The sequence below is a fragment of the Actinospineispora spinosispora DSM 44797 genome (assembly GCF_000429025.1).
Taxonomy (GTDB): Bacteria; Actinomycetota; Actinomycetes; order Mycobacteriales; family Pseudonocardiaceae; genus Pseudonocardia; species Pseudonocardia spinosispora.
Genome location: NZ_KE386838.1, coordinates 323,749 through 347,407, shown reverse-complemented (window position 1 = coordinate 347,407; position 23,659 = coordinate 323,749). Strand labels below are relative to the sequence as shown.

Sequence of the window (23,659 nt, the reverse complement as noted above, 5' to 3'; positions counted from 1 at the left end):
TGATCAGCCACCTCGACCAAGACGGACCCGAACCCGGCGAAGACGGATGCGACGAGCTGCTCAACGAACTGTGGCTCACCCCGAACCCCGACGGTGGGGGCTGGATCAAAGGCACCCTCGACGCCGGATCGTTCGAAGAAATCAAACGCGCCGTCCTGGCCACACTCCTGCCAGAAGAAGATGAACGCAAGACCCTGCCCCAACGCCAAGCCGACGCACTCGCCGAGATCTGCTCCCACTCGTTGGACGAGGGCCGCCTGCCAGCCGAAGGCGGCGTCCGGCCGCACGTCACGGTCATCATGACCGAACGCGACCTGCAGCAGAAAGCACGCGGCGCGCAGCTGGAGTTCGGCGGCAAAGCCCCCGCCTCCTATCTGCGGGCCATGCTGTGTGACTGCGGGATCACCCCGGTTGTGCTCGGCGGCAAGAGCCTCCCGATCGATGTCGGATACGAGTCACGCACCGCGCCCACCGGGCTCCGCAAAGCACTTTCCGTGCGAGACCGGGGCTGCGCCCACCCCGGCTGCACGCGGCCCCCGCACTGGTGCCAGGTCCACCATGTCATCGAGTGGAGCGTCGGCGGTCGGACCGACCTCGACAACTGCATGCTGCTGTGCAAACAACACCACCGCATGATCCACACCAGCGGCTGGACAGTCAGAATCCGAGAGGGTTGGCCCGAATTCATCCCCCCGAAATGGCTCGACCCCACCCAGACAGCGAGACGAAGACCTATTCCTGCAGCAGGACTTCTCGGCCTTCGCTCAGACCACTGATCACCTGAGTCGTCTCGTCGCCGACCACACCCGCACCGAAACCGACGCGCAGCGGCTTGCCGTCAGGGCCGGGCACCATGACGTACGCTTGCGCGCCGTCCCTGGTCACAGCCTTGTTCGGCACCATCAGCACATTGTCCACCCGTGCCGTGACCACCGAGGCCTCGGCGGACTGGCCCGCGCGGAGCCGGGGATCGGTCTCCTCCAGCACGATCGTGACGTAGTAGCTCGTCACGCCGGAGATCGTCACGGCGTTCGGAGCCACCGCCAGCACCCTGCCGCGCAATGTCAGCCCGGGGATCGCCTCGAACGTCATCCGCACCGGCTGGCCGGCTTGCATCCCGGCCGCACCGGACTCGTCGAACGGGATCACCGCGGTGGTGCCGGGGCCGTTCGAGTTGACACCGGACAGCGCGCCGGTCGCGGTGGCCGTGCGGACCACCGACCCGCGCTGCACCACAACCGTCTCCGGCGCGGCAACGGACACACCAGCACCGCAGGCCGTCACCAGCGCCAGAAGCAGCAGCACGGCCCAGCGGCGGATCACGAGTACAGCTTGTCCACGTCTGCCTGGTAGCGCTCGGTCACCACCGGGCGTTTGAGCTTCAGGGTGGGGGTGAGCTCGCCGGTCGTGGAGTCCCAGACGTCCGGCAGCAGCGTCCACCGTTTGACCTGCTCGACGCGCGCCAGCCGGGCGTTGCCCGCCTCGACCGCGCGGTTCGCCTCCGCGATCACGTCCGGGTTCTCCACCGCCTCGGCGGCGGTCTCCGCCGTGATGCCCCGGGTCTTGCACCAGTCCTGCCAGCTCATCGGGTCGAGCGTCAGCAGCGCCACCAGGTACGGCCGGTTGTCGCCGTAGACGTACACCGGGCCCAGCAGGTCCGACGCGCTGGACACGGCCAGCTCGACGTTCGCGGGGGAGATGTTCTTGCCGGCCGCGTTGATGATCAGTTCCTTCTTGCGGCCGGTGATGAACAGGTAGCCGTCGGCGTCGATCGAGCCGAGGTCGCCGGTGTGCAGCCAGCCGTCGGCGTCGATCGCCTCGGCGGTGGCCTCCGGGCGGTTGAGGTAGCCGGGGGTGATGTTCGGGCCGCGGGCGATGATCTCGCCGTCGGCGGCGATCCGAAGATCGACGCCGGGCATCGGTTTGCCGACGCTGCCCAGCCTCGGTGCGCCGACCGGGGTCGCGGTGAGCACGGCGCTGGTCTCGGTCATGCCGTAGGCCTCGGTGATCGGGATGCCGATACCGAGGAAGAACGTCAGCACCTCGTTCGACAACGGGGCGGCGCCGCTCGCCGACATGACGACCCGGTCCATGCCGAGGGCCGCGCGAATCTTCTGGTAGGCGAGTTTCTCCAGCACCGGGTGCAGCAGCCGGGTCCGCAGGTCAGGGGAGCGCTGCTCCATACGGGCCTGCCCGTATGCCTTCGCCACGTCGATCGCGGTGGCCGCCAGCGTTCGCTTCACCGGGCTCGACTCGGTGCTCGCCCGCTCCCGGATCGTGCCGTAGATCTTCTCCCAGATTCGGGGGACGCCGAGGAACACGTGCGGGCGCACCACCGGAAGCTGCGAGGCCATCTGGCGGTAGTCACGGATGTAGGTGACCGTCGACGCCTGGCGCAGGGCCAGGTAGTGGCTGAACATGCGCTCCGCGATGTGCGCCAGCGGCAGGTACGACATCGCTGAGGCGTCCGCCAGCGGCAGCGGCGAGCCGCCCTCCTCCGAACGCGCGGAGAAACCGTTCATCACGTGCAGCACGCCGCCGTGGGTGATGATCGTGCCCTTCGGATGGCCCGTCGTGCCGGATGTGTACACGATGGTCAGCACGCTGTCCGGGCCGACGGTCGCCGACGCCGCGTCCACCTCGGCGCCACGCTGCTCGACCCCGCTCTCGGCTGCCTCGATCAGCTGGTCGAAGCGCCGCACACCCTCCGGCGGGTCCTGCTGGTCCAGCACCACGAGATGACGCAGATCGGGCAGCTGGTCACGGATCTCCAGCCATAGCGGCAGCTGGTCGGCGTCCACGATCGCCACCACAGCGGCCGAGTCGCGCGCCACGTACGCCAGCTGGTCGGCGGCCAGGGTCTGGTAGTAGCTCGTCGGGGTCGCGCCGGCCAGCAACGCGCCGATGTCGGCCTGCACGTGTTCCGCGCGGTTGATCATGTGCAGGCCGACGACCTCGCCCGGGCGGACGCCCAGGTCGAGCAGCGCCAGCGCGATCGCGCGGGCCCTGGCGCGGTACTGCGCCCAGGTCAGGCGGGAATCACCGTCCACGGTGGCCGGCACGTCGCCGTATTCGGTGGCGTTGCGGTCGATGAGCTGAAGCAGCGTGCCTGACCCGGTCATCGTTTCCTCACGTCGATCATCCAGCAGCTGACTACAGACTATTAGCCCTGCTAGCAAGTTGCGGAACGTAGGATGAGACACGCGCGTAGGGAATACCGGTGAAAGTCCGGAGCTGCCCCGCAACTGTGAGGCCCACCGCCAGGTGAGCCGGAGCCAGATACCGCCGCGTGAACGATCGAGTGGTCACGATCACGCGGGTTGATCGATGTGCCGGATGCACCCCATCCTGCATGCCCCGCGGGTCCGTGGTCGGACGCGAGGGGAGTCGTAGGTGCCGGATGCGCTGAGCCGCAGAGGTTTTCTCACCGTCAGCGCATTGGGGGTCCTCGCCGCGGGTTGCGCCGGTCCGACCGCCCCGTCGAGCGGTGGCGGTGGGATCGACACGTTCACCGTCGGCATGCAGGGCGCCGGCGCCGGTGAGGGCATCGACCCGGCCGCGAACCACCTGTTCATCGACGAGGCCAGGCTCAAGGCGATGTACGACGGGCTGTTCGAGATCGACGACAGCATGCAGCCGGTGCCACGGCTGGCCGAGTCGGCCGAGGCGAACGCCGACGGCACCCGATGGCGGATCCGGCTGCGGGACGCCCGCTGGCACGACGGCACGAAGCTGACCTCGGCCGATGTTCTCTACACGCTCGCACGCGTCCTCGGGCCGTCGCCGGGCAAACCGTTCATCGCCGCCACCACCCTGCAGCAGGTCGACCTGGGCCAGTCGACGGCGGTCGACGACCGGACCGTCGAGATCGCGCTCAAGGCGCCGTCGTTCGAGTTCCGCACCGCGCTCGCCGCGTACGGCACGAAGATCGTCAAGGACGGGACGAAGGACTTCACGAAGGCGGTCGGCACCGGGCCGTTCCGGTTCTCGGAGTTCCAGGCGGGCAAGCAGCTGGTCGCCACCGCGTACGACGACTATTGGGACGGCGTGCCGCACATCCGGAAGCTGACGATCCTCAGCGCGGACGCCGACGCCCGGTTCTCCGCGCTGCGCGGCGGTCAGCTGGACTTCGCCGTAGACCTGTCACCGGCCGCCGCACAGCAGCTGCGGGGCGCCCAGGGCATCACCGTGCACACGACCCACAACAGCGGCATCTACTACCTGGCCATGAAGACCGACCGGCCGCCGTTCGACAACCCGGACGTGCGGCGCGCGGTCATGCGCATGGCGGACCGCGCGGAGCTGGTCAAGGTGGCGATGCAGGGCCAGGCCGACGTCGGCAACGACGTGTTCGGGCGGGGCGCCCAGTACTACGCGGCCGACCTGCCGCAACACCCCTACGACCCGGACCAGGCCCGCTCGCTGCTGCGTTCGGCGGGCGCCGAGGGGCTCGCGTTCGACCTGTACACCGCGCCCGCCGCGACCGGCATGGTCGAGGCGGCGAACCTGTTCGCCGAGCAGGCCAGGCGCAGCGGTGTGAAGGTCAACGTCGTGCTCGGTTCGAAGGACACCTACTACACCGACGTGCTGTCGAAGAACGCGATGACGATGGGCCAGTCCGGTCCGCTGTCCATCCCGAACCACTTCGGCTCGCGGCTGCTCACCGGTGCACCGCAGAACACCACGAAGTGGGCCGTTCCCGAGTTCGACGCGCTGTTCAACCGTGCCCAGGCGACCGCATCGGAAGCCGACCGGACGGCGATCTACCACCAGATGCACGACATGCTCTACGACCGGGGCGGCTACGTGTACTGGGCGAACTCGTACTGGAACAACGCCGCCGCCTCGACGTTCGGCAACCTCCCGACCGGCGTGCCCAACTCGACGAACTGGGTGCGGTTCAACAAGGTGACGGCCTCGACTGATGGGAGCTGAGACTGATGGGAGCGCAGTTGTGCTGACGCAGGAACGCGCGCTGTTCTGGCTGGACCGCTGGGACCGGCAGCAGGAGTACTACATGCCGGACAGGGAGGAGCGGTTCGCGGTCATCGGCGACATCCTCGAGGAGCTGCTGACCCGGCCCGACCCGCTCATCGTGGACCTCGGCGTCGGGCCCGGTTCGCTCGCGCAGCGGCTGCTGGAACGGCTGCCCCAGGCGCGGGTCGTCGGGGTGGACGCCGATCCGCTGCTGCTCGGTCTCGCCGATCGGGCCTACGCCGACGACCGGTTCCGGACCGTGTTCGCCGATCTGCGCGACGACACCTGGTACGACGCGCTGGAGCTGGACCGGGCCCCCGATGCGTTCGTCAGCACCACCGCGCTGCACTGGATGAACCGCCAGCCGCTGCGCCGCGTGCTCGCCACCTGCGGGAAGGCCCTCGCCGCCGACGGGGTGTTCGTCAACGGTGACCACCTGTACGAGGGTGAGACCGGGCCGAGGCTGGACGCGCTGGGCCGGGCGTTGACCAAGCGGCGGGCGCGGCGCGCCGGCGTCGAGCGGGACGAGGACTGGGCGGCCTGGTGGGAGGCCATCGAGCTGGCACCCGAACTGGCCGACCTCGTCGAAGCGCGCGCGGGCGGGTTCGTGCACACCGTCGATGACAAGCCCAGCGTCCACGACTATCTCGACTACCTGCGCGAAGGTGGGTTCGCCGAAGCCGGGTCGGTGTGGCAGGTCGGTGACGACCGCATCGTCGTCGGCATCCGCTGACCAGTGCGCCGCCGGTCACAGCCCGTGAGTGAGTTGGGTTGCCAGGGCAGCCGAGAACACTCACGGCTTTTCGTGCCTCGGCGGGTGCTCATCGGGATCGTGCAGGTCGTGGTGCTGCTGGTGCTGGTGTTCGTGCTCTCGCTGCTGCTGCCCGGCGACGCGGCCGACGTCCAGAGCAGTGACCTGACCAGCGCCGCGCAGCGCGCCGAGGCCCGGCACGTGCTGGGTCTGGACGTCACCCCGGCGGCGCGGTTCCTGACCTGGGCGGGCCACGCCGCGACCGGTGACCTCGGCACGTCGTACGCGAACGGCCGGGCGGTCGGCGCGATCATCGCCGAACCGTTCCTGGTGACCGGCCTGATGGCGGCGCTCACCACGCTGTTGTTGCTGCCGGTCGCCGGGTTCGCCGGGTTCGCCGCCGGGCTGGCACCGGGTTCGGTGCGGGACCGGGTGATCACCACGGTGAGCGTGTGGCTCGACTCGATCCCGGACTTCGTGCTCGCCGTCCTGCTGGTCGCCTATGTGGCGATCGGGCTCGGCTGGTTCCCCGCGACGTTCCTCGGCGCGGACCTGACGACGATGGTCACCGACCCTCGCTATCTGGTGCTGCCGCTCGTCGTGATGGTCGCGCGGGTGGCGGCTCCGCTGGTCAGGCTCGTGCGCGCGGGGGTGATCGACGTGCTCGACCAGCCCTACATCGCGGCCGCGAGACGGCTGGGCGTGCCGAGGCGGTCGTTGCTGTGCCGGCACGTGGCGCCGAACGCACTGGGGCCCGCGATGCAGGAGCTGGGCCGCACCGGCGACGGGCTGCTGTCCGGTGTGCTGATCGTCGAGGCGGTGTTCGTGCTGCCCGGTATCGCCTCGACCCTGCTGGACGCGATCAGCAACCGCGACCACCCGGTGATCCTGGCAATAGTCCTGATCACCGGCCTGATAGCGATCGCGGTGAACCTCCTGATCGACGTCCTGGCCCAACGCATGCTCCCCAGGCGACCACAATCATGACCCCCCGCCGTGGCACGAATGTGGCTTTAGGGACGTTGAAGGTCCCTAAAGCCACATTCGTGTCGGTGGGGTGGCGGGTTGTGTACGTGGTGCTCGTGGCCGTGCCGTTGCTGTGTGCACTGGTGGGGCCGGTGGTGGCGACGTACGCACCGGAGGGCACCCAGGCCCCGTTCGGGCCGTCGGCCTGGTCGCCGTTCGGGACCGACCGGCTCGGCCGTGACGTGCTGGCCGCCGCATTGACCGGCGGCCACACACTCGTGCTGACCACAGCGGTCACCGTGCTGTGCAGCTACGCGCTGGGCTTCACGATCGGCATGGCGGCGGCCTCGACCCGGTGGTCGTGGCTGGAGGACCTCATCATGCGGCCGATCGACGTCCTGCTGTGCCTGCCCTCGCTGTTGATCATCATGGTGGCGGCGCTGCGCAGCCAGGGCTCTGCTGTGGCGATCGCCGTCGCGGTGGGGTTCGCGCTGCTCGCACCGATCACCAGGTTCGTCAGAATGGCCGCGCGCGACGTCGTGTCCGGCCCGGTGATGGACGCGCTGCGCATGCAGGGCGCAAGCCGCTGGTACCGCTACGGCCGGTACGCGGCGCGGGAGATCGCGCGGCCGGTCGCTGCCGATCTCGGCGTGCGGATCGCGGCGGCGATCTACTTCCTGACCTCGGCGAACTTCCTCGGCATCGGTTTCGACACGACGTCGCCGGACTGGGCGGTGTCCGTCGCGGCGAACAAGGACGGTCTGGCGGCCGTGCCGTGGTCGGTGTTCCTGCCCGGCGGGTTGATCGTCATGCTGGTGGTCGGGATCAACCTGCTGTGGGACGACCTGCTCGCCGACCCGCGCAGGCTCGCGGTCCGGGACGCGATCCGGCATGGGTGAGAGTGCGGTGTCGGTCCGGGAGCTCGGTGCGACCGCCGGGGCGGCGACGATCCTGCACGACATCAGCTTCGACGTCCCGACCGGCGAGATCGTCACGCTGTGCGGTCCGTCGGGCGCGGGGAAGACGACGATCGCGGCCGCCGTCGCCGGGATCGTCCGCCCGGGGATCACGTACTCGGGGGAGCTGGTGCGCGGTGGACACGTCGGATATCTGCCGCAGTTCGCCGCCGCGACGCTGAACCCGGCACGCCGGATCGGCCACGCGCTCGGCGAGCTGGTCGGACTGCACCACGTGGGGCGCCTGGACCGTGCCGGTCGCCGGGTGCACATCGCCCGCGTGCTGCGGACGGCCGGATTCGACGTCCCGGACGACCGGCTGGACCAGACGTTGCGGCGTTACCCGCACGAGTTCTCCGGCGGCGAGCGGACCCGGCTCGCGCTGGCCCAGGTCCTGACCGCCAACCCGACGCTGCTGGTGCTCGACGAGCCGACCTCGGGCCTGGACGCGATCAGCAGGGCAGCCGTCGTCGACCAGCTGGACACGCTGCGCCGGGACGGCATGACGATCCTGCTGGTCACCCACGACCTGCTCGTCGCCGCCCGGCTCAGCCATCGCACACTGCACGTCAGCGGCGGTCGCCTGGTCGACGCGGTCAGCCAGCCGGACCCAGCGTCGCCGCCCGCCACGCGGTCGCACTCGACCGGTGCCGCGGTCGAGTTGCGCGGGGTGACCGTGACCCGGTCGCGGACGGCGATCCTGCACGACGTCGACCTGGAGCTCGCGGCCGGTGAGACGCTCGGCGTCGTGGGGGTCTCCGGTGCGGGCAAGTCGACGCTCGCCAGGGTCATCGCCGGGCTCCAGGAGATCCGGCGCGGTTCGCTGCTCGTCGACGGCCGGCCGATGCCCACCGTGCGGTCGCGGTCCCGGGAACAGATCGCCCACGTCCAGTACGTGTGGCAGGAAGCGGCAGGCTCGTTCGAGACCCGGCGGTCGGTGCTGGACCAGGTGGCGATGACCGGTGTGTGGCTCGCCGGGCTGTCCCCGGCCGATGCGCGCGCCGAGGCGGTGACCGAGCTGGCCGAGCTGGGCATCGACGAGACGCAGGCGCGGCGCTATCCGGCTGGGCTGTCCGGCGGGCAACTGCAGCGGGCGGCGGTGGCCCGGGCGCTGCTGGCCCGTCCGTCGGTGCTGATCTGCGACGAAGTGACCACCGGCCTCGACGAGCCCCTGTCGCGCCGGATCCTCGATCGAATCGAGGCCTACCGGCGCGACGCGGCGGCGTCAGTGATCCTGATCAGCCACGACGTGCGGACCCAGCTCTCTCGGGCCGACCGGCTGGTGGTGGTCGACGCCGGACGGATCGTGGCGACCGGGGTCCCTGCCGATCTGTCGAACGACTCGACGACCACCGTTCTGCACCGACTACTGGCGCCTGGTCGTCCCTGACCTTCCCCGTGGCCGGGAGCAGCGCCGACATCGACGGGTGGATCGGGAGCAGCTCGGACAGCCCTCGGACACGGGCGTGCTCGTGCAGTGCACTCAACGGCCGGATCAGCGCGCACAGGTCGAGGTGGCGGCGGGCCGATGCCGACGCCACCTCGGCGAGCGCGTCCAGACTGCTGTCGTCGAAACTCGTCACCCCGGTCAAGTCCGCGACGACCAGCCGCCCGTTCGCCTGTTGCAATGCCTCTTCCAACGCCGACCACAGCTCTTCCGACCGGAAACCGCTGATGTCACCGGACGCGATGACCACCGCGACGTCCTCGTCGGAATAGTCGATCAACAGCCATGGAGCTGCCAGGTCGCAGGCTAATTCTGACACCATTTCCCCATACCCCGTGCCGAAACTACTTTCCTCGACGAATTCGAACACCGTTACCGGGTCCGGAAAAGGATCTCCAACGCGACCGGTTCGAACCGAGCCGCGATGACCGAACGGAGAACCCGGATGTCGTGCAGCTGCGCCGACCCGAACAACGGCGTGCCCGGATCCACCAGGGTCTTCGCGGTGCGCAGCAGCTCCTGGCTGGTGCGCCCGACCGCCCTGGTGCTCGAGTGGTCGACCTCGTGGTACAGGTCGCAGCGCCCGGCGGGGCCGGTGCCCAGTGAGATCGTGCCGTTGCCGCCGACGCTGGTGTACCGGTAGCTGCGGATGTCGGTCCGGTACGCGGCCCAGTCACGGTTCGGCTCACCGCCTTCGGTCAGCTCACCGTGCACGATGGCGGCCTTGTGCGAGGCCACGCACAGGGTGCTCGGTGCCGCGACCGAGCCACCCAGCTTCTCGGCCATGTCGAAGACGAGCCGGGTGATGGCGTCGCTCAGGTCGGCGACCTCCGGGTCCCAGCGCTCCGGCGTGTGGTCGCGCACCCACTGCTCGGACAGGTCGGCGGCGATCACGACGTGCCCGGCGAAGACGGTCAGCGAGTCGCACGGCCCGTCCAGCGGGCCGAGCAGATCGATACTTCCGTCCGGAACCGGGTATGCCCCCAGCGCTACTTGATCGAAAAGGACACCCAGGGGGTGTTCCAGAGTCGTGTTCATATTCGACGCGCCTCCCGTAGTCAACAATGACCGCGCAGGAGCTAAACCCTAGTTCGTTCGACCGAGCGCATGGTTCACTCATTAGGAGGTACCTGTGGGCCGTATCACAACAGGTCTGGGCATCCGCAATTCCAATTGCGACAATTCTCGCCAGATGTCGCGGCAATTGATTGTTCGCTGAGCTAAGGAGGTTCGTCAAGGTATGGTCGACGGACGCAGGGACGGTTTTCCACCGATCGCGGACTACGGGTTCCTCTCCGACTGCGAGTCCATGGCGCTCGTGGCGCCGGGCGGCGCGGTCGAATGGATGTGCCTGCCCCGGATCGACTCACCCAGCGTCTTCGGCGCCGCGCTCGACCGGAGCGCCGGCAGCTTCCGCATCGGCCCCGACGAGGTCACCGAACCCGCCGCGCGCCGCTACATCCCGGGCACCATGGCCCTCGAGACCAGCTGGTGGACCCCCGGCGGCTGGCTGGTCGTGCTGGACGCACTGCTGATCGGGCCGTGGCACCACGAGAACGAGCGCTCGCACACCCACCGCAGACCACCGACCGACTACGACGCCGACCACGTGCTGCTGCGCATGGTGCGCTGCGTCAGCGGCCGGTCCCAGGTACGGATGGACTGCACACCGATGTTCGACTACGGCGCGGTCGCGGCACGCTGGGAGCACACCGGTGACGGCTACCACGAGGCCGTGGCCAGCGCGGGCGACGACGGGTCGGACCATCTCGGCCCGCACCGCGACGGCGGGCGCGGCGGCCTGGAGCTGCGGCTCACCTCGGACATGAACATCGGCTTCGAAGGGCCGAGGGCGACCGCGCGCACGCTGCTCAAGGAAGGCGACGCACGGTTCGTCGCGCTGTCCTGGAGCGAACACGCGGCGCCGCGCACCCTCGCCGAGGCGACCGAGCGCTATCGCCGGACCTGCCACCACTGGCAGCACTGGCTGGACCAAGGCCAGTTCCCGGACCACCCGTGGCGCGCCTACCTGCAGCGCAGCGCGCTCACCCTGAAGGGGCTGACGTTCGCACCGAGCGGTGCGGTCGCCGCCGCGGCCACCACGTCGCTGCCGGAGACACCGGGCGGCGAGCGCAACTGGGACTACCGCTACACCTGGATCCGGGACGCGACGATGACCCTGTGGGCGATGTTCACCCTCGGTCTCGAATGGGAGGCGGGTGACTTCTTCGCGTTCGTCGCCGACGTGGCCGAGGCCGAGGGCGGCGAGCTGCAGGTCATGTACGGGGTCGACGGTGAGCGGCTGCTGGAGGAACGCACGCTGGAGCACCTGTCCGGGTACGAGGGTGCGCTGCCGGTACGGGTCGGCAACGCGGCCCACACCCAGCGCCAGCACGACGTGTGGGGTTCGGTGGTCGGCGCGATCCACAGCTACACGCTGCTGCACGGTGGGCTCGACGATCGGATCTGGCGCATCGTGGAGACCCAGGTCGAGCAGGCGCTGCTGCACTGGCGCGAGCCCGACCAGGGCATCTGGGAGGTCCGCTCGGGGGCGCAGCACTTCACCGCGTCCAAGCTCGCCTGCTGGAAGGCGGCCGACAGCGGGGCCCGGCTCGCGGAGTCGCGGGGTGCGAAGGAGCTGGCGCATCGCTGGCGGCAGGGCGCGGAGGAGATCCGGACGGACATCCTGGACAACGGGCTCGACGAACGGGGTGTGTTCACCCAGGCGTACGGAAGCGATGCGCTCGACGCGTCGGTGCTGCTGATCCCGCTGCTGGGGTTCCTGCCGGGGACCGACGAACGGGTCAAACGGACGGTACTGGCGATCGCGGACGAGCTCACCGAGCACGGGCTGGTGCTGCGCTACCGCACCGACGTCAGCGAGGACGGCCTGTCCGGCGCGGAGGGCACGTTCACCATCTGCTCGTTCTGGCTGGTCTCCGCCCTGGTGGCGATCGGTGAGACGGACCGGGCGCGGCTGCTGTGCGAGAAGCTGCTGTCCTACGCCAGTTCGCTGCAGCTCTACGCGGAGGAGATCGACCCGGTCACCGGGCGCCACCTCGGCAACTTCCCGCAGGCGTTCACCCACCTGTCGCTCATCAATGCCGTCACCGCGGTCATCCGGGCGACAAGTTCCTCGTGAGTGTTGAGTATGGCTATAGCCATACTCAACACTCACGAGGTTCGGCGGCGGTCGACCAGGGCGACCGTCACCGCCAGCAGGGACAGCGCGGCGCCCGCCGCCAGGACGGTCCGGGGGCCGAGGAACAGCAGCTGACCGGTGAGCGCGATGCCGGCCGCACCGGAGGCCATCTTGAAGCCGGCGATCGAGACGAACACCTGCGCCCTGGCGGGGGCCGGTGCGTAGGTCGACCGGACGCTGAACGACGCGGTGACCAGGGCGGCCTGCGCGGCGCCTGCCAGCGCGAACGCGGCGACCGTCGCCGGCATCGCGGGGGCGACCGCGCACAGGGCGACCGCGACACCGACCGCCGTCATGCACCGCAGGGTGAGCCGCTCGGGCTCGCCGCGCATCGGGAACACCGCCACGGTGAGTGACCCGAGCAGGTTGCCGGCACCGTAGACGGCCGCGAGCGCGGCGCCGGTCGTCGCGGCGGCGCCGGCGTGCGCTCCGATGACGACGGCCACCACGGCGAGACCGCCGGTGCCCAGCTCGTTCAGCGCGGTGGCGACCATGACCCTGCGCAAAGGGCCCGCCGCGAGCAACAGCCTGATGAGCCGCCCGGTCGGCCACCCGCCCCGAGCCGCGTGCCCTGCGTCCGGGCGCAGCGTCGCGACCAGCAGTGCCGAGCAGGCGGCGAGGGCGCCGAGGATCAGCAGGGCCCCGGTGAGCCCGAAGAGCCCGGCGAGCGCGAGCACCATCGTCGGGCCCGCGGTCGCGGCGAGCCCGTAGGTCGCCGCGTCCCAGCCCTCGGCGCGGCGCAGCGCCCGGTCGCCGTCGCGGACCAGGGTCATCAACCGGCTGCTCAGACCGCCGGTCAGCAGCGGGACGCAGCAGCCCGCGACGGTGATCGGCAGCACGGCGAACAGCACCGGGGCGTGCCCCAGCAACCAGGCACCCGCGGCGAGACCACCGCCGAACAGCACAAACGCAACCGCGAGCGGGACCCTCGGGTCCGCCGCCCGATCCAGCGGCCTGGCGATCAGCGGACCGAACGCCGCCGGCGCGATCAGCAGGGCCGCGAGCAGCGACCCGACCACCGCGCCGTCACCGGTCGCCGCGCGGACGTCGACGGCCAACGCCACCAGACCGACCGCGGCGCCGCCGTCCGCGGCGCGTACCAGCAGCGCCGCCGCGAGATAGCGCACCAGCGGCCCGTTCGATGTCGCGACGGTCCGCGTCAACTGTCCTCCCTCACGATTCGTCACCTGTTCAACCGGTGACGCCAGGGACAGTGTGTGAAAACTTCCGTCACCTGTCAAACTGGTGATGTGCGATTCGAGCTGATCAGTGGACACGTCGCGCTGGACTTCGTCGGTACGGTGGCGGAGTGGACCACGCAGGCGACGGAGCTGCTGACCTGCCCGGACGACCTCGCCGACTGGCTGGTCCTCGCCGGCCTGGTGGACACCGTGCACGCGGACGACGCCGATCTGGCGAACGCGCGTGAGCTGCGTGCGGCGCTGTACGAGCACGTCCGCGCACTGACCGAGGACCGAGGCAGCGCACGTCTCGCCGTCATCAACAACGCGGCCGCGAGCCGACCGGTCCAGCTCAGCGTGTCGGCCGACGGGACGATCCGGCGAACCGGCACGGTGACCGAGACCCTGTGCGACGTCGCGCGCGCCGGCATCCTGCTCGCCGAGCCACCAACCCGATCACTGATCCGCTGGTGTGACGACCCGACCTGCACCCGCGTGTTCCTGGATCGTTCGCGGGGACGTCGGCGGCGCTGGTGCGGCATGGCGGGCTGCGGGGACCGGGCGAAGGCGGCCGCCTACCGCCATCGCAGGCGCACCGGGGGGCACTGACTCCGACTAACCTCGGGGAGGTGACGATCTCCCAGCGACCCTACGGATCCTGGTCCACCCCGATCAGCTCGGAACTACTGGTCTCGGCCGCGGTGACGCTGTCCGGGCTGCACTCCGACGGCCCGGACACACTCTGGGCGGAGGGACGCCCCGCCGAGGGCGGGCGCACCCAGCTGGTCCGCCGCACCCCGGACGGCGCCACCACCGACCTGCTGCCCGATGGGTTCAACGCCCGGACCGGCGTGCACGAGTACGGCGGCGCGGCGTGGTGGACCCGCGAGGGTGTCATCTGGTTCACGAACTGGACCGACCAACGGCTGTACCGGCTGTCACCGGACGGCACGCCGGAGCCGCTCACCGCCGAGCCCGCCGTCCCCCGGGGTGACCGGTTCGCCGACGGAACGGTGAGCCCCGACGGCACGACGATCGCGTGCGTGCGCGAACGGCACACGGCGAGCGGTGCGGCGGCCGACGTACGCAACGAGATCGTCCGGCTCGCCGCGCACGCACCGTCCGAGCCCGAGGTGCTGGCCACCGGCCCGGACTTCGTCGCGGCACCGCGCTGGTCACCGGACGGGTCCACGCTCGCCTACCTGCGGTGGAACCACCCGTCCATGCCGTGGGACTCGACCGAGCTGGTCACGCTCGACCTGGCGTCGGGCACGGAGACCGTCGTCGCGGGCGGCGAGGGCGAGTCGGTCGCGGAGCCTCGCTGGGGCGCCGACGGGGCGCTGTGGTTTCTCTCCGACCGGAGCGGGTGGTGGAACCTCTACCGTGCCCGTTCCGGCTCGGACGTCGAGCCGATGGTGCTCATGGACGCCGAGATCGGCGTTCCCGCCTGGGTGCTCGGCTCCGCCCGCTACGCCCTGCTGCCCGACGGGCGGGTGGTGTTCGCGCGTCAGAGCAACGGCTACGACACGCTGCTGGTGCGCGGCACCGACGGCACACTGACCGAGCTGGACCTGCCGTACTCGTACTACTCCTCGGTGGCGCCGGACCCGGGCAGCGACTCGGTCCTGGTCGTCGCGGGCAGCCCGACGTCCGAGCTGGAAGCCGCCCGCGTGTTGCTGGGCACGGAGCCGGTCGTGACGAGCCTGCGGCCACCACGCGACCTGGCCGCGCTCGGCGGTCTCGACCAGTCCTACCTCTCGGCACCCGAGCACGTGTCGTTCCCGAGCACCTGGCCGGACGGTTCACCGCGCACCGCGCACGCGCTGTTCTACCCGCCGGCCAACCCCGGGCACCACGCGCCGGACGGTGAGCTCCCACCGCTGCTGGTGGTGATCCACGGCGGTCCGACCGCGGCGGCCGTGCCGGTCCTGCAGCTGGGACTGCAGTACTGGACCAGCCGCGGCTTCGCGGTCGTCGACGTCAACTACGGCGGATCGACCGGATACGGCCGCGCCTACCGTGAACAGCTGCTCGGCAACTGGGGCCTGATCGACGTGGCCGACTGTGTCGCCGCGGCGCGGTGGCTGGCCGAGGACAACCGGGTCGACCCCGCCAGGCTGTGCATCCGAGGCGGGTCGGCCGGCGGCTACACGACACTCGCCGCGCTGGTCCTCGACGACACCCCGTTCGCGGCGGGCGCCGACCACTACGGCGTCTCCGACCTGGAAGCGCTCGCCGCCGACACGCACAAGTTCGAGAGCCGCTACCTGGACCGGCTGATCGGCCCGTACCCCGAGGCGCGGGACGTGTACGTGGAACGCTCGCCGCTCACCCACGTGGACAGGTTCCGCACGCCACTGATCGTGCTGCAGGGCAGCGAGGACCGGGTGGTGCCGCCGAACCAGTCGTCGATGATCGTGGACGCGTTGCGCGCGAAGGGAGTCCCCGTCGCCTACCTGCTGTTCGAGGGCGAGGAGCACGGCTTCCGCAGAGCGGAGAACATCCGCCGAGCCTGCGACGGCGAACTCTCCTTCTACTCCCAAATCTTCAACTTCCCGGTGGAAGGAATCCCCCCGGTCCACGTGAGTGGCAAGGGCGTCTACCCCGGAGGGGCGCCGAAGGCGTAGGCGCTCGGAGCACTCACGACAGCTTTTCCGTCGTGAGTGCTCCGGGCGCCTATAGGCGGCCTTGCCACTCACGAGTCGACGGCGAAGCCGAGATGCCTTGGACTCAGCCACAGCGTCTGTGAACTCAGCCACAGCGTCTGTGAACTCAGCCACCGCGTCAGTGGTCCCGACCGCGTGCAGAGAGTGCACTGCCTCTGGGTCCTCGTGAGTGCTGAGGCCGCCTATAGCCGGTCTACGCACTCACGACGGAAGAGCTGTCGTGAGTGCGTAGACCGGCTACGCTTCGCGCCCCTTCGGGGTAGACGGCCTCATCACTCACGAGGTGCGGATGCGTCCTCATCACTCGCGAGGGGGCGGTAGGCGCGGACTATCAGGTCTGCCGCTGATGCCGCGATGCTGCGCAGCAGGGGGCCGGCCAGCTGGTGCGCGCCGTACGCGGTGGCCACCCTGGCCTCGGTGATCATCAGGTAGGTGAACTGCCGGGCGGCGCGCCCCGCGTCGGGAACGTCGAGCAGTCCGGCGCGGTGGCAGCGCTGCAGGTAGGCGGCGATGACGTTGTCCAGTACCGGCTCGGACCCCTCCCGCCAGGCGCGCTGCAGCTCGGGATGGTGGGGAAGCTCGGCGATCGTCAGCCGGTGCAGCGCCGAGACCTTCGGCGACAGGACCACGTTCAGGATTTCCTCGCCGGCGGCCTGGAGATCCGCGCGCGGGTCGCCGGTGTCCGGGACGAGGTTGCCGCCGCCCTTCGGGAAGTACGCCCGCGCATCGTCGACCGCCGCGAGGAACAGCCGCTCCTTGTCGCCGAAGTGTCCGTAGATCGTCTGCTTGCCCACGCCGGCCGCGGCCGCGATGGAGTCCACGCTGGTCCGCGCGTAACCGAGCGCGCAGAACACCTCGACCGCGGCGTCCAGTATCTGCCGCCGCTTGAGCGGGGAGCGGCGGGAGTCCTGCTGATCATCAACCACGATCGCAGTTTAATCACTTCTCAAGACTGGCCAGTCTCGTTTAGGTTAAAGACTAGACCGTCTAGTCTTATAGGAGCGCCGTGAACACCTCGACGGACACAGATGTGCTGGTCATCGGCGCCGGCCCGGTCGGCATGCTGCTCGCGGCGGAGCTGGCACTGGCCGGAGCCAGGGCTCTGGTCGTCGAACGACTCGCCGAACCGAACCCGGACCGCAAGGCCCGCACGATCGGCCCGCTGGCCACCGAAGCATTGCGCCGCCGAGGCCTCGGCCCCGAAATCGCCAAGTTCCACGAACAGGGCACCGCCGACCTACGTCGCGACCACGGCAGCGAACGAGGACACTTCGCCCACATCCACAAGGTCGACCTCACGCCGACCGACGAACCGGACCGGACCCGAGCACTGATCTGGCAGCCCGATCTGGAGCGGGTGCTCACCAAGCACGCCGAGGCTCTCGGCGTCACCGTGCGGCGCGGCTCGACCTTGACCGAGCTGCACACCGGGGACGACTCGGTGACCGCCCTCGTCGACGGCAGCGAGATCAGCGCCCGCTACCTGGTCGGCTGTGACGGCGGCCGGTCCACGGTCCGCAAGCTCGCCGGGTTCGAGTTCCCCGGTACACCCCCGCTGAGCATCACCAGGGCCGGTGAGGTCGAGCTCGCCGACTGGACCGTGCTGCCTCCGCCGGGACGCCTGGCCGACGGACAGCTGATGTACGGCGGTTCGCTGATGGGCACCACCGAGTACGGCCCGGCGGTCGCGGCGCTCGAGTCGAAGGACGCACCGCTGACCGTCGACGAGCTGACCGCGAGCGTCCGGCGGGTCTGCGGCGTGGACGTCACGATCACCTCACTGCGCAACCCTCGACGGTTCCTCGACCATGCCCGGCAGGCGTCGACCTATCGGCGCGGCCGGGTCCTGCTCGCCGGGGACGCGGCACACGTGCACTCACCCAACGGCGGCCAAGGGCTGAACCTGGGCCTCATGGACGCGCTGAACCTCGGCTGGAAGCTCGCCGCCACCGTGCTCGGCCGGGCGCCGGACACCCTGCTGGACAGCTACACAGCCGAACGTCACCCGGTCGGCGAGGCCGTGCTGAACAACACCCGGGCGCAGTCCGCGCTGCTGGCACCGGGTCCGCACACCGATGCGCTGCGCGACATCATGTCCGACCTGATGGACCTGCCGAGTGTCAACGCCTACTTCGGTCAGCTGATGACCGGCCTGCACACGCGCTATGCGCTGCCCTACCCGGACGCGGCGCACCCGGACACCGGCCGGCACCTGGCCGACTTCGCGGTGGACGACACCACGCTGTACGAGCTGGCCGGACAGGGCCACCCGCTGCTGGTGCACACCGATCCGGCCATCGCCCGCATCGCCGCGCCCTGGGCCTCGGCGGTCGACGTGATCGGGGCGACCACCCTCGGGCGCGACGACCTGTCCGCCGCGCTGGTCCGGCCGGACGGCGTGCTCGCCTGGGCGGCGCTCGGTCCCGCGGAGCCGGAGCTACTCCGCGGGGCTCTTCGTTGCTGGTTCGGTCCGGGCCGATGAGTCCTCGGGGGCTGCCTCCCCTGATTTCTCGGGCGCCGGCTCCTCGGCCGCCGGCTCCTCGGGCCACTCGGGATCGTCGGCGCCGAGCCTGCGGACCGGGTCGTCGGCCGGGCGCAGGATCGACCGAACCACCTCGACCATGATCAGCACGATCAGGGCGTCGCGCACCAGGACGAACGCCAGGAAGTAGTCGGCGGGCAGACCTTTGTTGTCGGTGCCCAGGTAGAAGAACATCCGGGGCACCCAGACCAGCGCGTCCGCCGTCATCCAGGCGAACAGCAGCCGCCAGCGGGGCAGCGCCAGCACCGCGAGCGGCACCAGCCACAGCGAGAACTGCGGGCTCCATGCCTTGTTGACCACCAGGACCGCCGCCACCGCCAGGAAACACAGCGACGCGAGCCTCGGTGGTTGCGGCGCGATCCGGACCAGCACGAACAGCCCCACTGCAGCCGCAAGGAGCAGGCCGAGAACGACCAGGTTCAACCGCCACGGGACAGCGCCGGGCGCGAGCGTGCCGTCGAAGCCCAGCCAGCCGGTGAAATAGCTGACCACGTAGTACAGCGAGTCCGGCTCGGCACCGCTGCCGATGCCCACCCGGAAGAACTCCTGCCAGCCCGGCGTGAAGAACACGATCACCGGGGTGTTGATGATCAGCCAGGTCAACACCGCGGCAGGCAACAGCTCACGGTGCGGCGAGCCACCCCGGCGCAGCCCGAGCAGGATCAGCGGGACCAACAGGACCACCACGTACAGCTTCGCGGCGACCCCGAGGCCGAGCAGGATGCCCGCCACCGTGGAGCGGCCCCGACTGAACGCGTACAACGCGACGGTCGACGCGGCCACCGCCAGCGCGTCCAGACCGGTGAACACGTGCACCAGCACCAGCGGGGACAACGCGACGAGCGCCGCATCCCACGGGCGGACCGGCCGCAACCGGCGGACCGCCCACACCACGCACAGCCAGGCGATCGCCAGGAACACCGCGGTGACGTCGAAGAACAGCACCTCCGGCAACCCGGTCGGCAGCCACGACGACGTCGCCGACACGGCCTCGTAGCGCACCGCGACCCGCGCCATCTCCCACAGGAAGAAGCCGGTGAACACCGGATAGTCCATGTAGTGCGGGTTCACCGCCGCCGAGCCACCGTCGGGCTGCGGGTCGGTCCAGTTCTCCCGGTACGGCAGCCCGCCCTGCGCGAGCCGATGATCGCCGTACAGCGTGACGATGTCGGTGTAGCACATGGCGACGTACTGTCGGCCGTTCTGCCAGTCCAGCGCGAGCCCGCCGTTGCCGTCCGGGGTCTGCTGCAGACACGGCGCCTTGCCCAGCCACCCCATGGCCAACACCAGGATCGAGCCGAGCAGCACCACCCGCAGCGGAGTCCAGAACCGCGACCGCCCCACCACCGCATGCCTGCCGAGCGGGCCGCCGATCACCGCGCTGGCGGCCGCGACCGCGGGTTCGGTCCAGGTCGGGATCACTCGGGCCGGTGGAGACATCCGAGCTCTGGTCACCAGCTGTCCTTTTGGGCCTGTTCCGCGCGGAGTTTTTCTGTGACCACCCCGGCTCGCGCAAGCGCTCGCTGGGGTACTCCCAGAAAAACAAGCTCCTTCGTCGCCGGGCGCGCGCTTGTTGTCACCATGGGAGCCGCCCTGGTCGTCGGCGAGGTTGGTTGCGGACATTCACTACGCCGGCCTTCGCCGGAACTCCTTCGGAGACTTGCGGAGCCGGGTTAGCCGTTGCTGGGTTGGGTTGCTCCACCGGGCCTTGCTGCTCGATCGGGCTTTGCTGCTCGATCGGGCTTTGCTGCTCGATCGGGCTTTGCTGCTCGACCGGGGCTCGCTGCTCGACCGGGGCTCGCTGCCCTTCCTTCATCACCAGTCATCGTCGTCGTCGTCATTGTTGTTGTTGCGTCGGTCGTCGCCGTCCACCGGGTCGCCGTTGTCGTCGCATTGGACGAAGTCGCAGGCCTCGCCGTCCTCGCCTCGATGCCTGCGGTGGTGGCGGCCGTCCTCGTCGTCGGCGTCCTCGCTCTCCGACGAGTCCTCGCTGTCGCTGGGCGCCTGGCCGATCGCGTCGAACTTGCTGAACTGCTCGGTCGGCTTGCCGCCCATGCCGGCGTTCATCACGCCCTGCCAGATCTGGCCGGGCACCATGCGCCCGTAGATGGGCCGGCCGGCGGAGGTCTTGATCGGCGAGTTGTCGTCGGTGCCGACCCACACGGCGGTGGACAGCTGCGGCGTGAAGCCGACCGTCCAGGCGTCCTTGTTCTGGCCCTGGATGTTGCTCTGCGTGGTGCCGGTCTTGACCGCGACCGGGCGGCTGCCGGCCAGCGGGATGAGCGAGGAACGGGCGACGTCCATCATCGACTCGGTGACGTTGCGCGCCACCTGCGGATCGATCCGCGACACCGCGGCGGTGTCGTCGGAGCGCAACGGGAACCGCTCGTCACCACTGGAGTCCTCGACCTTGGCGATCATGTGCGGCAGGTGGTAGGTGCCCTCGGCGGCGAAGGTCGCGTAGGCCGAGGCCATGTCGCCGACGTGGACCTCCTGGTCACCCAGCGCGATACCGGCCGTCGGGCTCGCCTTCAGCTCGTCGTCCGGGATTCCGGCCTGGTGCGCGGCGTTGACCACCGCGCCCGGGCCGATGTCCACGGCCAGCTGGTAGAAGATCGTGTTGATCGACTTGGTCATCGCGGTCTTCAGCGAGCACTCGTCACAGCTGTCGCCGTCGGAGTTGGTCACGGTGTGCCCGGCGATGGTCTGCGGTGAGCTGCCGTTGTACTTCTTGCCGAGACCGATCGGCGGGTCCTGCTGCAACGCGGCCGCCATCACGAACGGCTTGAACGAGGAGCCCGGCTGCTTGTCCGCCTGCGCGTAGTCCAGGCCGACACCGTTCTCGCCGCCGTAGTAGGCCTTGATCTCCCCGGTCTTCGGGTCCACCGAGACGAGCGAGGTGCGCAGGTTCGCCGGATTCTGCTTCATGATCTTGACGGCGGTGTCGGCCGCCTTCTTCTCCAGCACCGGGTCGATCGTCGTGGTGACGATCAGGCCGTCCTGGGTCAGGTCGCTCTCGCCGAGGCCGTAGCGGTCCTTCAGCTCGGCTTTCACCTGGCTGTACACGTGGCCGAGATGGTCACCGGGGATACCGACACCCTGCGGACGGGACGCCAGCGTCTCGGGCAGCGTGAGACCGGCCCGGTCGGCCCTGCTGAGCCAGCCCTGGGCGACCATGCCGTCGAGCACGTAGTTCACCCGCTCGGCGGCCTTCGACGGGTTGACCTTCGGGTCCCACCGCGACGGCGACTGGATCACGCCGGCCAGCAGGGCGCCCTGGGCGACGTTCAGGTCCTGGACGCTCTTGCCGAAGTAGGCCTTGGCCGCCGCACCGATCCCGTTGGCGCCCCGACCGAAGTAGATCGCGTTCAGGTAGTCCTCGAGGATCTGGTCCTTGGTATAGGCCTTCGAGACCTTCGCCGCGCCGATGACCTCTTTGAACTTGCGCCACAGCGTGTGCTGGTCACTGCTCGTGGTGATCTTGATGTACTGCTGGGTGATCGTCGAGCCACCGCCGACACCACCGGTGAGCTGGTTCCACACCGCGCGACCGATGCCGGTGATCGAGAAGCCGGGGTTGGTCTTGAACGAGCGGTCCTCGGCCGAGAGCACCGCATCCTGAACCTGCTGCGGGACCTCGGACAACTTGACGTTGATCCGGTTCTGGGTGCCTTCCGGCTTGATCGTCGCCAGCGGCTTGCCGTCGCTGAAGTTGACCGTGGCGACCTGCGCCTTGAACGCGGCGTCGGGTGTCGGCATCGGCACGATGAACCAGCCGATGGCAAACGCCAGGATCGGACCGAACACGAAGAGGCCGATCAGCCAGAACAGGATCCGTCTCACTCGTCGTCCTGTCGGTTTACCCGGCTGCCGGCCTCGACCACCGGGTCCGCCGGGGCCACCCGGGCCACCGCCACGCGGAGGTGGTGGGCCGGGGGGAGCGGAGTGGTGTGCGGGCTCGTCGATCGGTCTCGGTTCGACACGGGTCGGCGCGATGCGCCGGGGCGGCGCGGCCGGCTGTCCGACCGGGCCGACCGAGCGCATCGGGCCGGAGTCGTAATGGGTCAGGAGTTCGGGCTCGCGGCCCGGGTCGCGGTTGGCCGGAGCGCCGTCGTTGTACGCGAGATCCGGATCGACCGGCGGCCTGCCGGGGGCCGCCCCGCCGGGAATGTAGCCACGCCGGTCGACACCACCGGGCGGGACCACCGGCCGCCGCCTCGGCGGCGGGGGCGGTGGACCCGGCGGACCGGCCGGGCGGGGTGGGGGTACCCGTCGGCGGGGATCGCGCTGGTCGTTCACGTCGACTCCATTCAGCGGCGACCGCTCGTTCGGGGACTCGGTCGTCGCTCTGGGTCTCGATCGTGGCACACGATCGGGTGGCACCACGTGTCGGTATCGGTCACTGTGTCCGATCCGAAAACATGTGCGGCTCGTCCGTTGGTCTGCCGTAACTCGGTGGGTAGCCCGCCGCGGAGGCAGTCCGGCGCCGCGTCCTCGACCTGGACACCTCGGGGGTGCCCAACACATAGGACTGGATCAGATGGTTCCAGTTGCAGGTGCGACACACCTCGACCACGTAGACCGAGAACTCCGAGTGCGTGGCACCCATCTCGGTCAGCTCATCCGGTGTCCTGGCCGACCCGGACACCTGCTTGAGGTGCTCGCCGAACACCCAGGACACCTCGGTGACCTTCTCCTTGCGGCAGACCGGGCAGGTCACCTCGGAGGGCGTGCCGTGGAACCGGGCTGCTCGCAGCAGGTACGGACTGGCGTCGCAGACCTGCGCGGTCGCGACCCGACCGGCGTGGACGTCGGCCAGCAGCGATCGCCGCTGCAGCGCGTAGTCGACGACCTGTCGGGGGTTTCGCACGAGCCCAGGGTACGCGGAAGCACCGACAGGGCCTGTCCGGCTGCTCGGTAGCCGTGCGCTATTAGCGCTGGTTGGTGCATTCGAGCGTGACCCACGCCACG

General features: G+C 69.9%; 17 protein-coding genes, 2 pseudogenes and 1 riboswitch. Of the genes and pseudogenes, 10 read left to right on the top strand and 9 right to left on the bottom strand.

The window, feature by feature from the left end; genetic code table 11:
* On the top strand, positions 1–776 hold a 776-nt coding region (locus G406_RS56410; RefSeq protein WP_156935451.1), incomplete at its 5' end, for an HNH endonuclease signature motif containing protein.
* On the opposite strand, the gene G406_RS0142285 is transcribed toward G406_RS56410, so the two are convergent.
* Both G406_RS0142285 and G406_RS0142280 read right to left on the bottom strand, forming a co-directional pair.
* Positions 733–1,323, bottom strand: coding sequence for an efflux RND transporter periplasmic adaptor subunit (locus G406_RS0142285; RefSeq protein WP_028938579.1), 591 nt, complete (start codon positions 1,321–1,323; stop codon positions 733–735). The two genes, G406_RS56410 and G406_RS0142285, sit on opposite strands and share 44 nt — an antisense overlap.
* Entirely contained in the window at positions 1,320–3,122 is a 1,803-nt protein-coding gene (locus G406_RS0142280) for an AMP-dependent synthetase/ligase (protein WP_051343410.1), read from the bottom strand. The genes G406_RS0142285 and G406_RS0142280 overlap by 4 nt, the downstream gene beginning before the upstream one ends.
* An 88-nt stretch (positions 3,123–3,210) precedes the next feature.
* Positions 3,211–3,284: riboswitch (cobalamin riboswitch) on the top strand.
* A 109-nt stretch (positions 3,285–3,393) separates the two neighbouring features.
* Between G406_RS0142280 and G406_RS0142275 the strand changes: the two genes are divergently transcribed.
* From G406_RS0142275 to G406_RS53205, 5 genes and pseudogenes are all read left to right on the top strand, one after another.
* Entirely contained in the window at positions 3,394–4,935 is a 1,542-nt protein-coding gene (locus tag G406_RS0142275) for an ABC transporter substrate-binding protein (protein ID WP_028938577.1), read from the top strand.
* A gap of 19 nt (positions 4,936–4,954) precedes the next feature.
* Positions 4,955–5,710, top strand: coding sequence for a class I SAM-dependent methyltransferase (locus G406_RS0142270; RefSeq protein ID WP_028938576.1), 756 nt, complete (start codon positions 4,955–4,957; stop codon positions 5,708–5,710).
* Between the two features lie 24 nt (positions 5,711–5,734).
* Positions 5,735–6,715 carry an ABC transporter permease gene (locus G406_RS0142265; protein WP_211241431.1) on the top strand — a complete coding sequence of 327 codons (981 nt, stop codon included), beginning with the start codon at positions 5,735–5,737 and terminating at the stop codon, positions 6,713–6,715.
* A 65-nt stretch (positions 6,716–6,780) separates the two neighbouring features.
* The gene (locus G406_RS0142260; protein WP_051343424.1) at positions 6,781–7,593 is read left to right on the top strand and encodes an ABC transporter permease; all 813 of its coding nucleotides are present in this window, start codon (positions 6,781–6,783) and stop codon (positions 7,591–7,593) included.
* Positions 7,586–8,791, top strand: a pseudogene (locus tag G406_RS53205) (ABC transporter ATP-binding protein); the annotation flags it as partial. The gene G406_RS0142260 and the pseudogene G406_RS53205, both read left to right, overlap by 8 nt.
* Before the next feature lie 97 nt (positions 8,792–8,888).
* Here G406_RS53205 and G406_RS59925 read toward each other — a convergent pair.
* Both G406_RS59925 and G406_RS0142245 read right to left on the bottom strand, forming a co-directional pair.
* A complete protein-coding gene (locus G406_RS59925; RefSeq protein ID WP_156935450.1) occupies positions 8,889–9,419 on the bottom strand; it encodes an STAS domain-containing protein in 531 nt (176 codons plus the stop codon).
* Positions 9,420–9,469: 50 nt separating this feature from the next.
* A complete protein-coding gene (locus G406_RS0142245; RefSeq protein ID WP_028938572.1) occupies positions 9,470–10,135 on the bottom strand; it encodes a hypothetical protein in 666 nt (221 codons plus the stop codon).
* Positions 10,136–10,337: 202 nt separating this feature from the next.
* Between G406_RS0142245 and G406_RS0142240 the strand changes: the two genes are divergently transcribed.
* Positions 10,338–12,239, top strand: coding sequence for a glycoside hydrolase family 15 protein (locus G406_RS0142240; protein WP_028938571.1), 1,902 nt, complete (start codon positions 10,338–10,340; stop codon positions 12,237–12,239).
* Between the two features lie 32 nt (positions 12,240–12,271).
* On the opposite strand, the gene G406_RS0142235 is transcribed toward G406_RS0142240, so the two are convergent.
* Positions 12,272–13,462 carry an MFS transporter gene (locus G406_RS0142235; RefSeq protein WP_028938570.1) on the bottom strand — a complete coding sequence of 397 codons (1,191 nt, stop codon included), beginning with the start codon at positions 13,460–13,462 and terminating at the stop codon, positions 12,272–12,274.
* Positions 13,463–13,549: 87 nt separating this feature from the next.
* On the opposite strand from G406_RS0142235, the gene G406_RS0142230 reads away from it, so the two are divergent.
* Complete coding sequence (locus tag G406_RS0142230) at positions 13,550–14,089, top strand: CGNR zinc finger domain-containing protein (RefSeq protein ID WP_028938569.1); 540 nt, start codon at positions 13,550–13,552, stop codon at positions 14,087–14,089.
* A gap of 20 nt (positions 14,090–14,109) precedes the next feature.
* A complete protein-coding gene (locus tag G406_RS53200) occupies positions 14,110–16,107 on the top strand; it encodes a S9 family peptidase (RefSeq protein ID WP_051343407.1) in 1,998 nt (665 codons plus the stop codon).
* Positions 16,108–16,418: 311 nt separating this feature from the next.
* On the opposite strand, the gene G406_RS53195 is transcribed toward G406_RS53200, so the two are convergent.
* Positions 16,419–17,072, bottom strand: a complete 654-nt coding sequence (locus G406_RS53195; RefSeq protein ID WP_051343406.1) for a TetR/AcrR family transcriptional regulator — start codon at positions 17,070–17,072, stop codon at positions 16,419–16,421.
* Positions 17,073–17,152: 80 nt separating this feature from the next.
* Between G406_RS53195 and G406_RS53190 the strand changes: the two genes are divergently transcribed.
* On the top strand, positions 17,153–18,628 hold the full coding sequence (locus tag G406_RS53190) for an FAD-dependent monooxygenase (protein WP_245607422.1): 1,476 nt from the start codon (positions 17,153–17,155) through the stop codon (positions 18,626–18,628).
* Here G406_RS53190 and G406_RS53185 read toward each other — a convergent pair.
* From G406_RS53185 to G406_RS58075, 3 genes and pseudogenes are all read right to left on the bottom strand, one after another.
* The gene (locus G406_RS53185) at positions 18,584–20,143 is read right to left on the bottom strand and encodes a glycosyltransferase family 87 protein (protein WP_084216835.1); all 1,560 of its coding nucleotides are present in this window, start codon (positions 20,141–20,143) and stop codon (positions 18,584–18,586) included. The two genes, G406_RS53190 and G406_RS53185, sit on opposite strands and share 45 nt — an antisense overlap.
* A 360-nt stretch (positions 20,144–20,503) precedes the next feature.
* Entirely contained in the window at positions 20,504–22,987 is a 2,484-nt protein-coding gene (locus G406_RS53180; protein WP_245607421.1) for a transglycosylase domain-containing protein, read from the bottom strand.
* Between the two features lie 172 nt (positions 22,988–23,159).
* A pseudogene (locus G406_RS58075) lies at positions 23,160–23,558 on the bottom strand (DUF5318 family protein); the annotation flags it as partial.
* Positions 23,559–23,659 lie beyond the last annotated feature (101 nt).

What these genes read in the sequence shown, in the direction of transcription:
- G406_RS0142280 (WP_051343410.1), bottom strand. Translation starts at nt 3,122, where the DNA reads ATGACCGGGTCAGGCACGCTGCTTCAGCTCATCGACCGCAACGCCACC.
- G406_RS59925 (WP_156935450.1), bottom strand. Translation starts at nt 9,419, where the DNA reads ATGGTGTCAGAATTAGCCTGCGACCTGGCAGCTCCATGGCTGTTGATC.
- G406_RS0142245 (WP_028938572.1), bottom strand. Translation starts at nt 10,135, where the DNA reads ATGAACACGACTCTGGAACACCCCCTGGGTGTCCTTTTCGATCAAGTA.
- G406_RS0142240 (WP_028938571.1), top strand. Translation starts at nt 10,338, where the DNA reads ATGGTCGACGGACGCAGGGACGGTTTTCCACCGATCGCGGACTACGGG.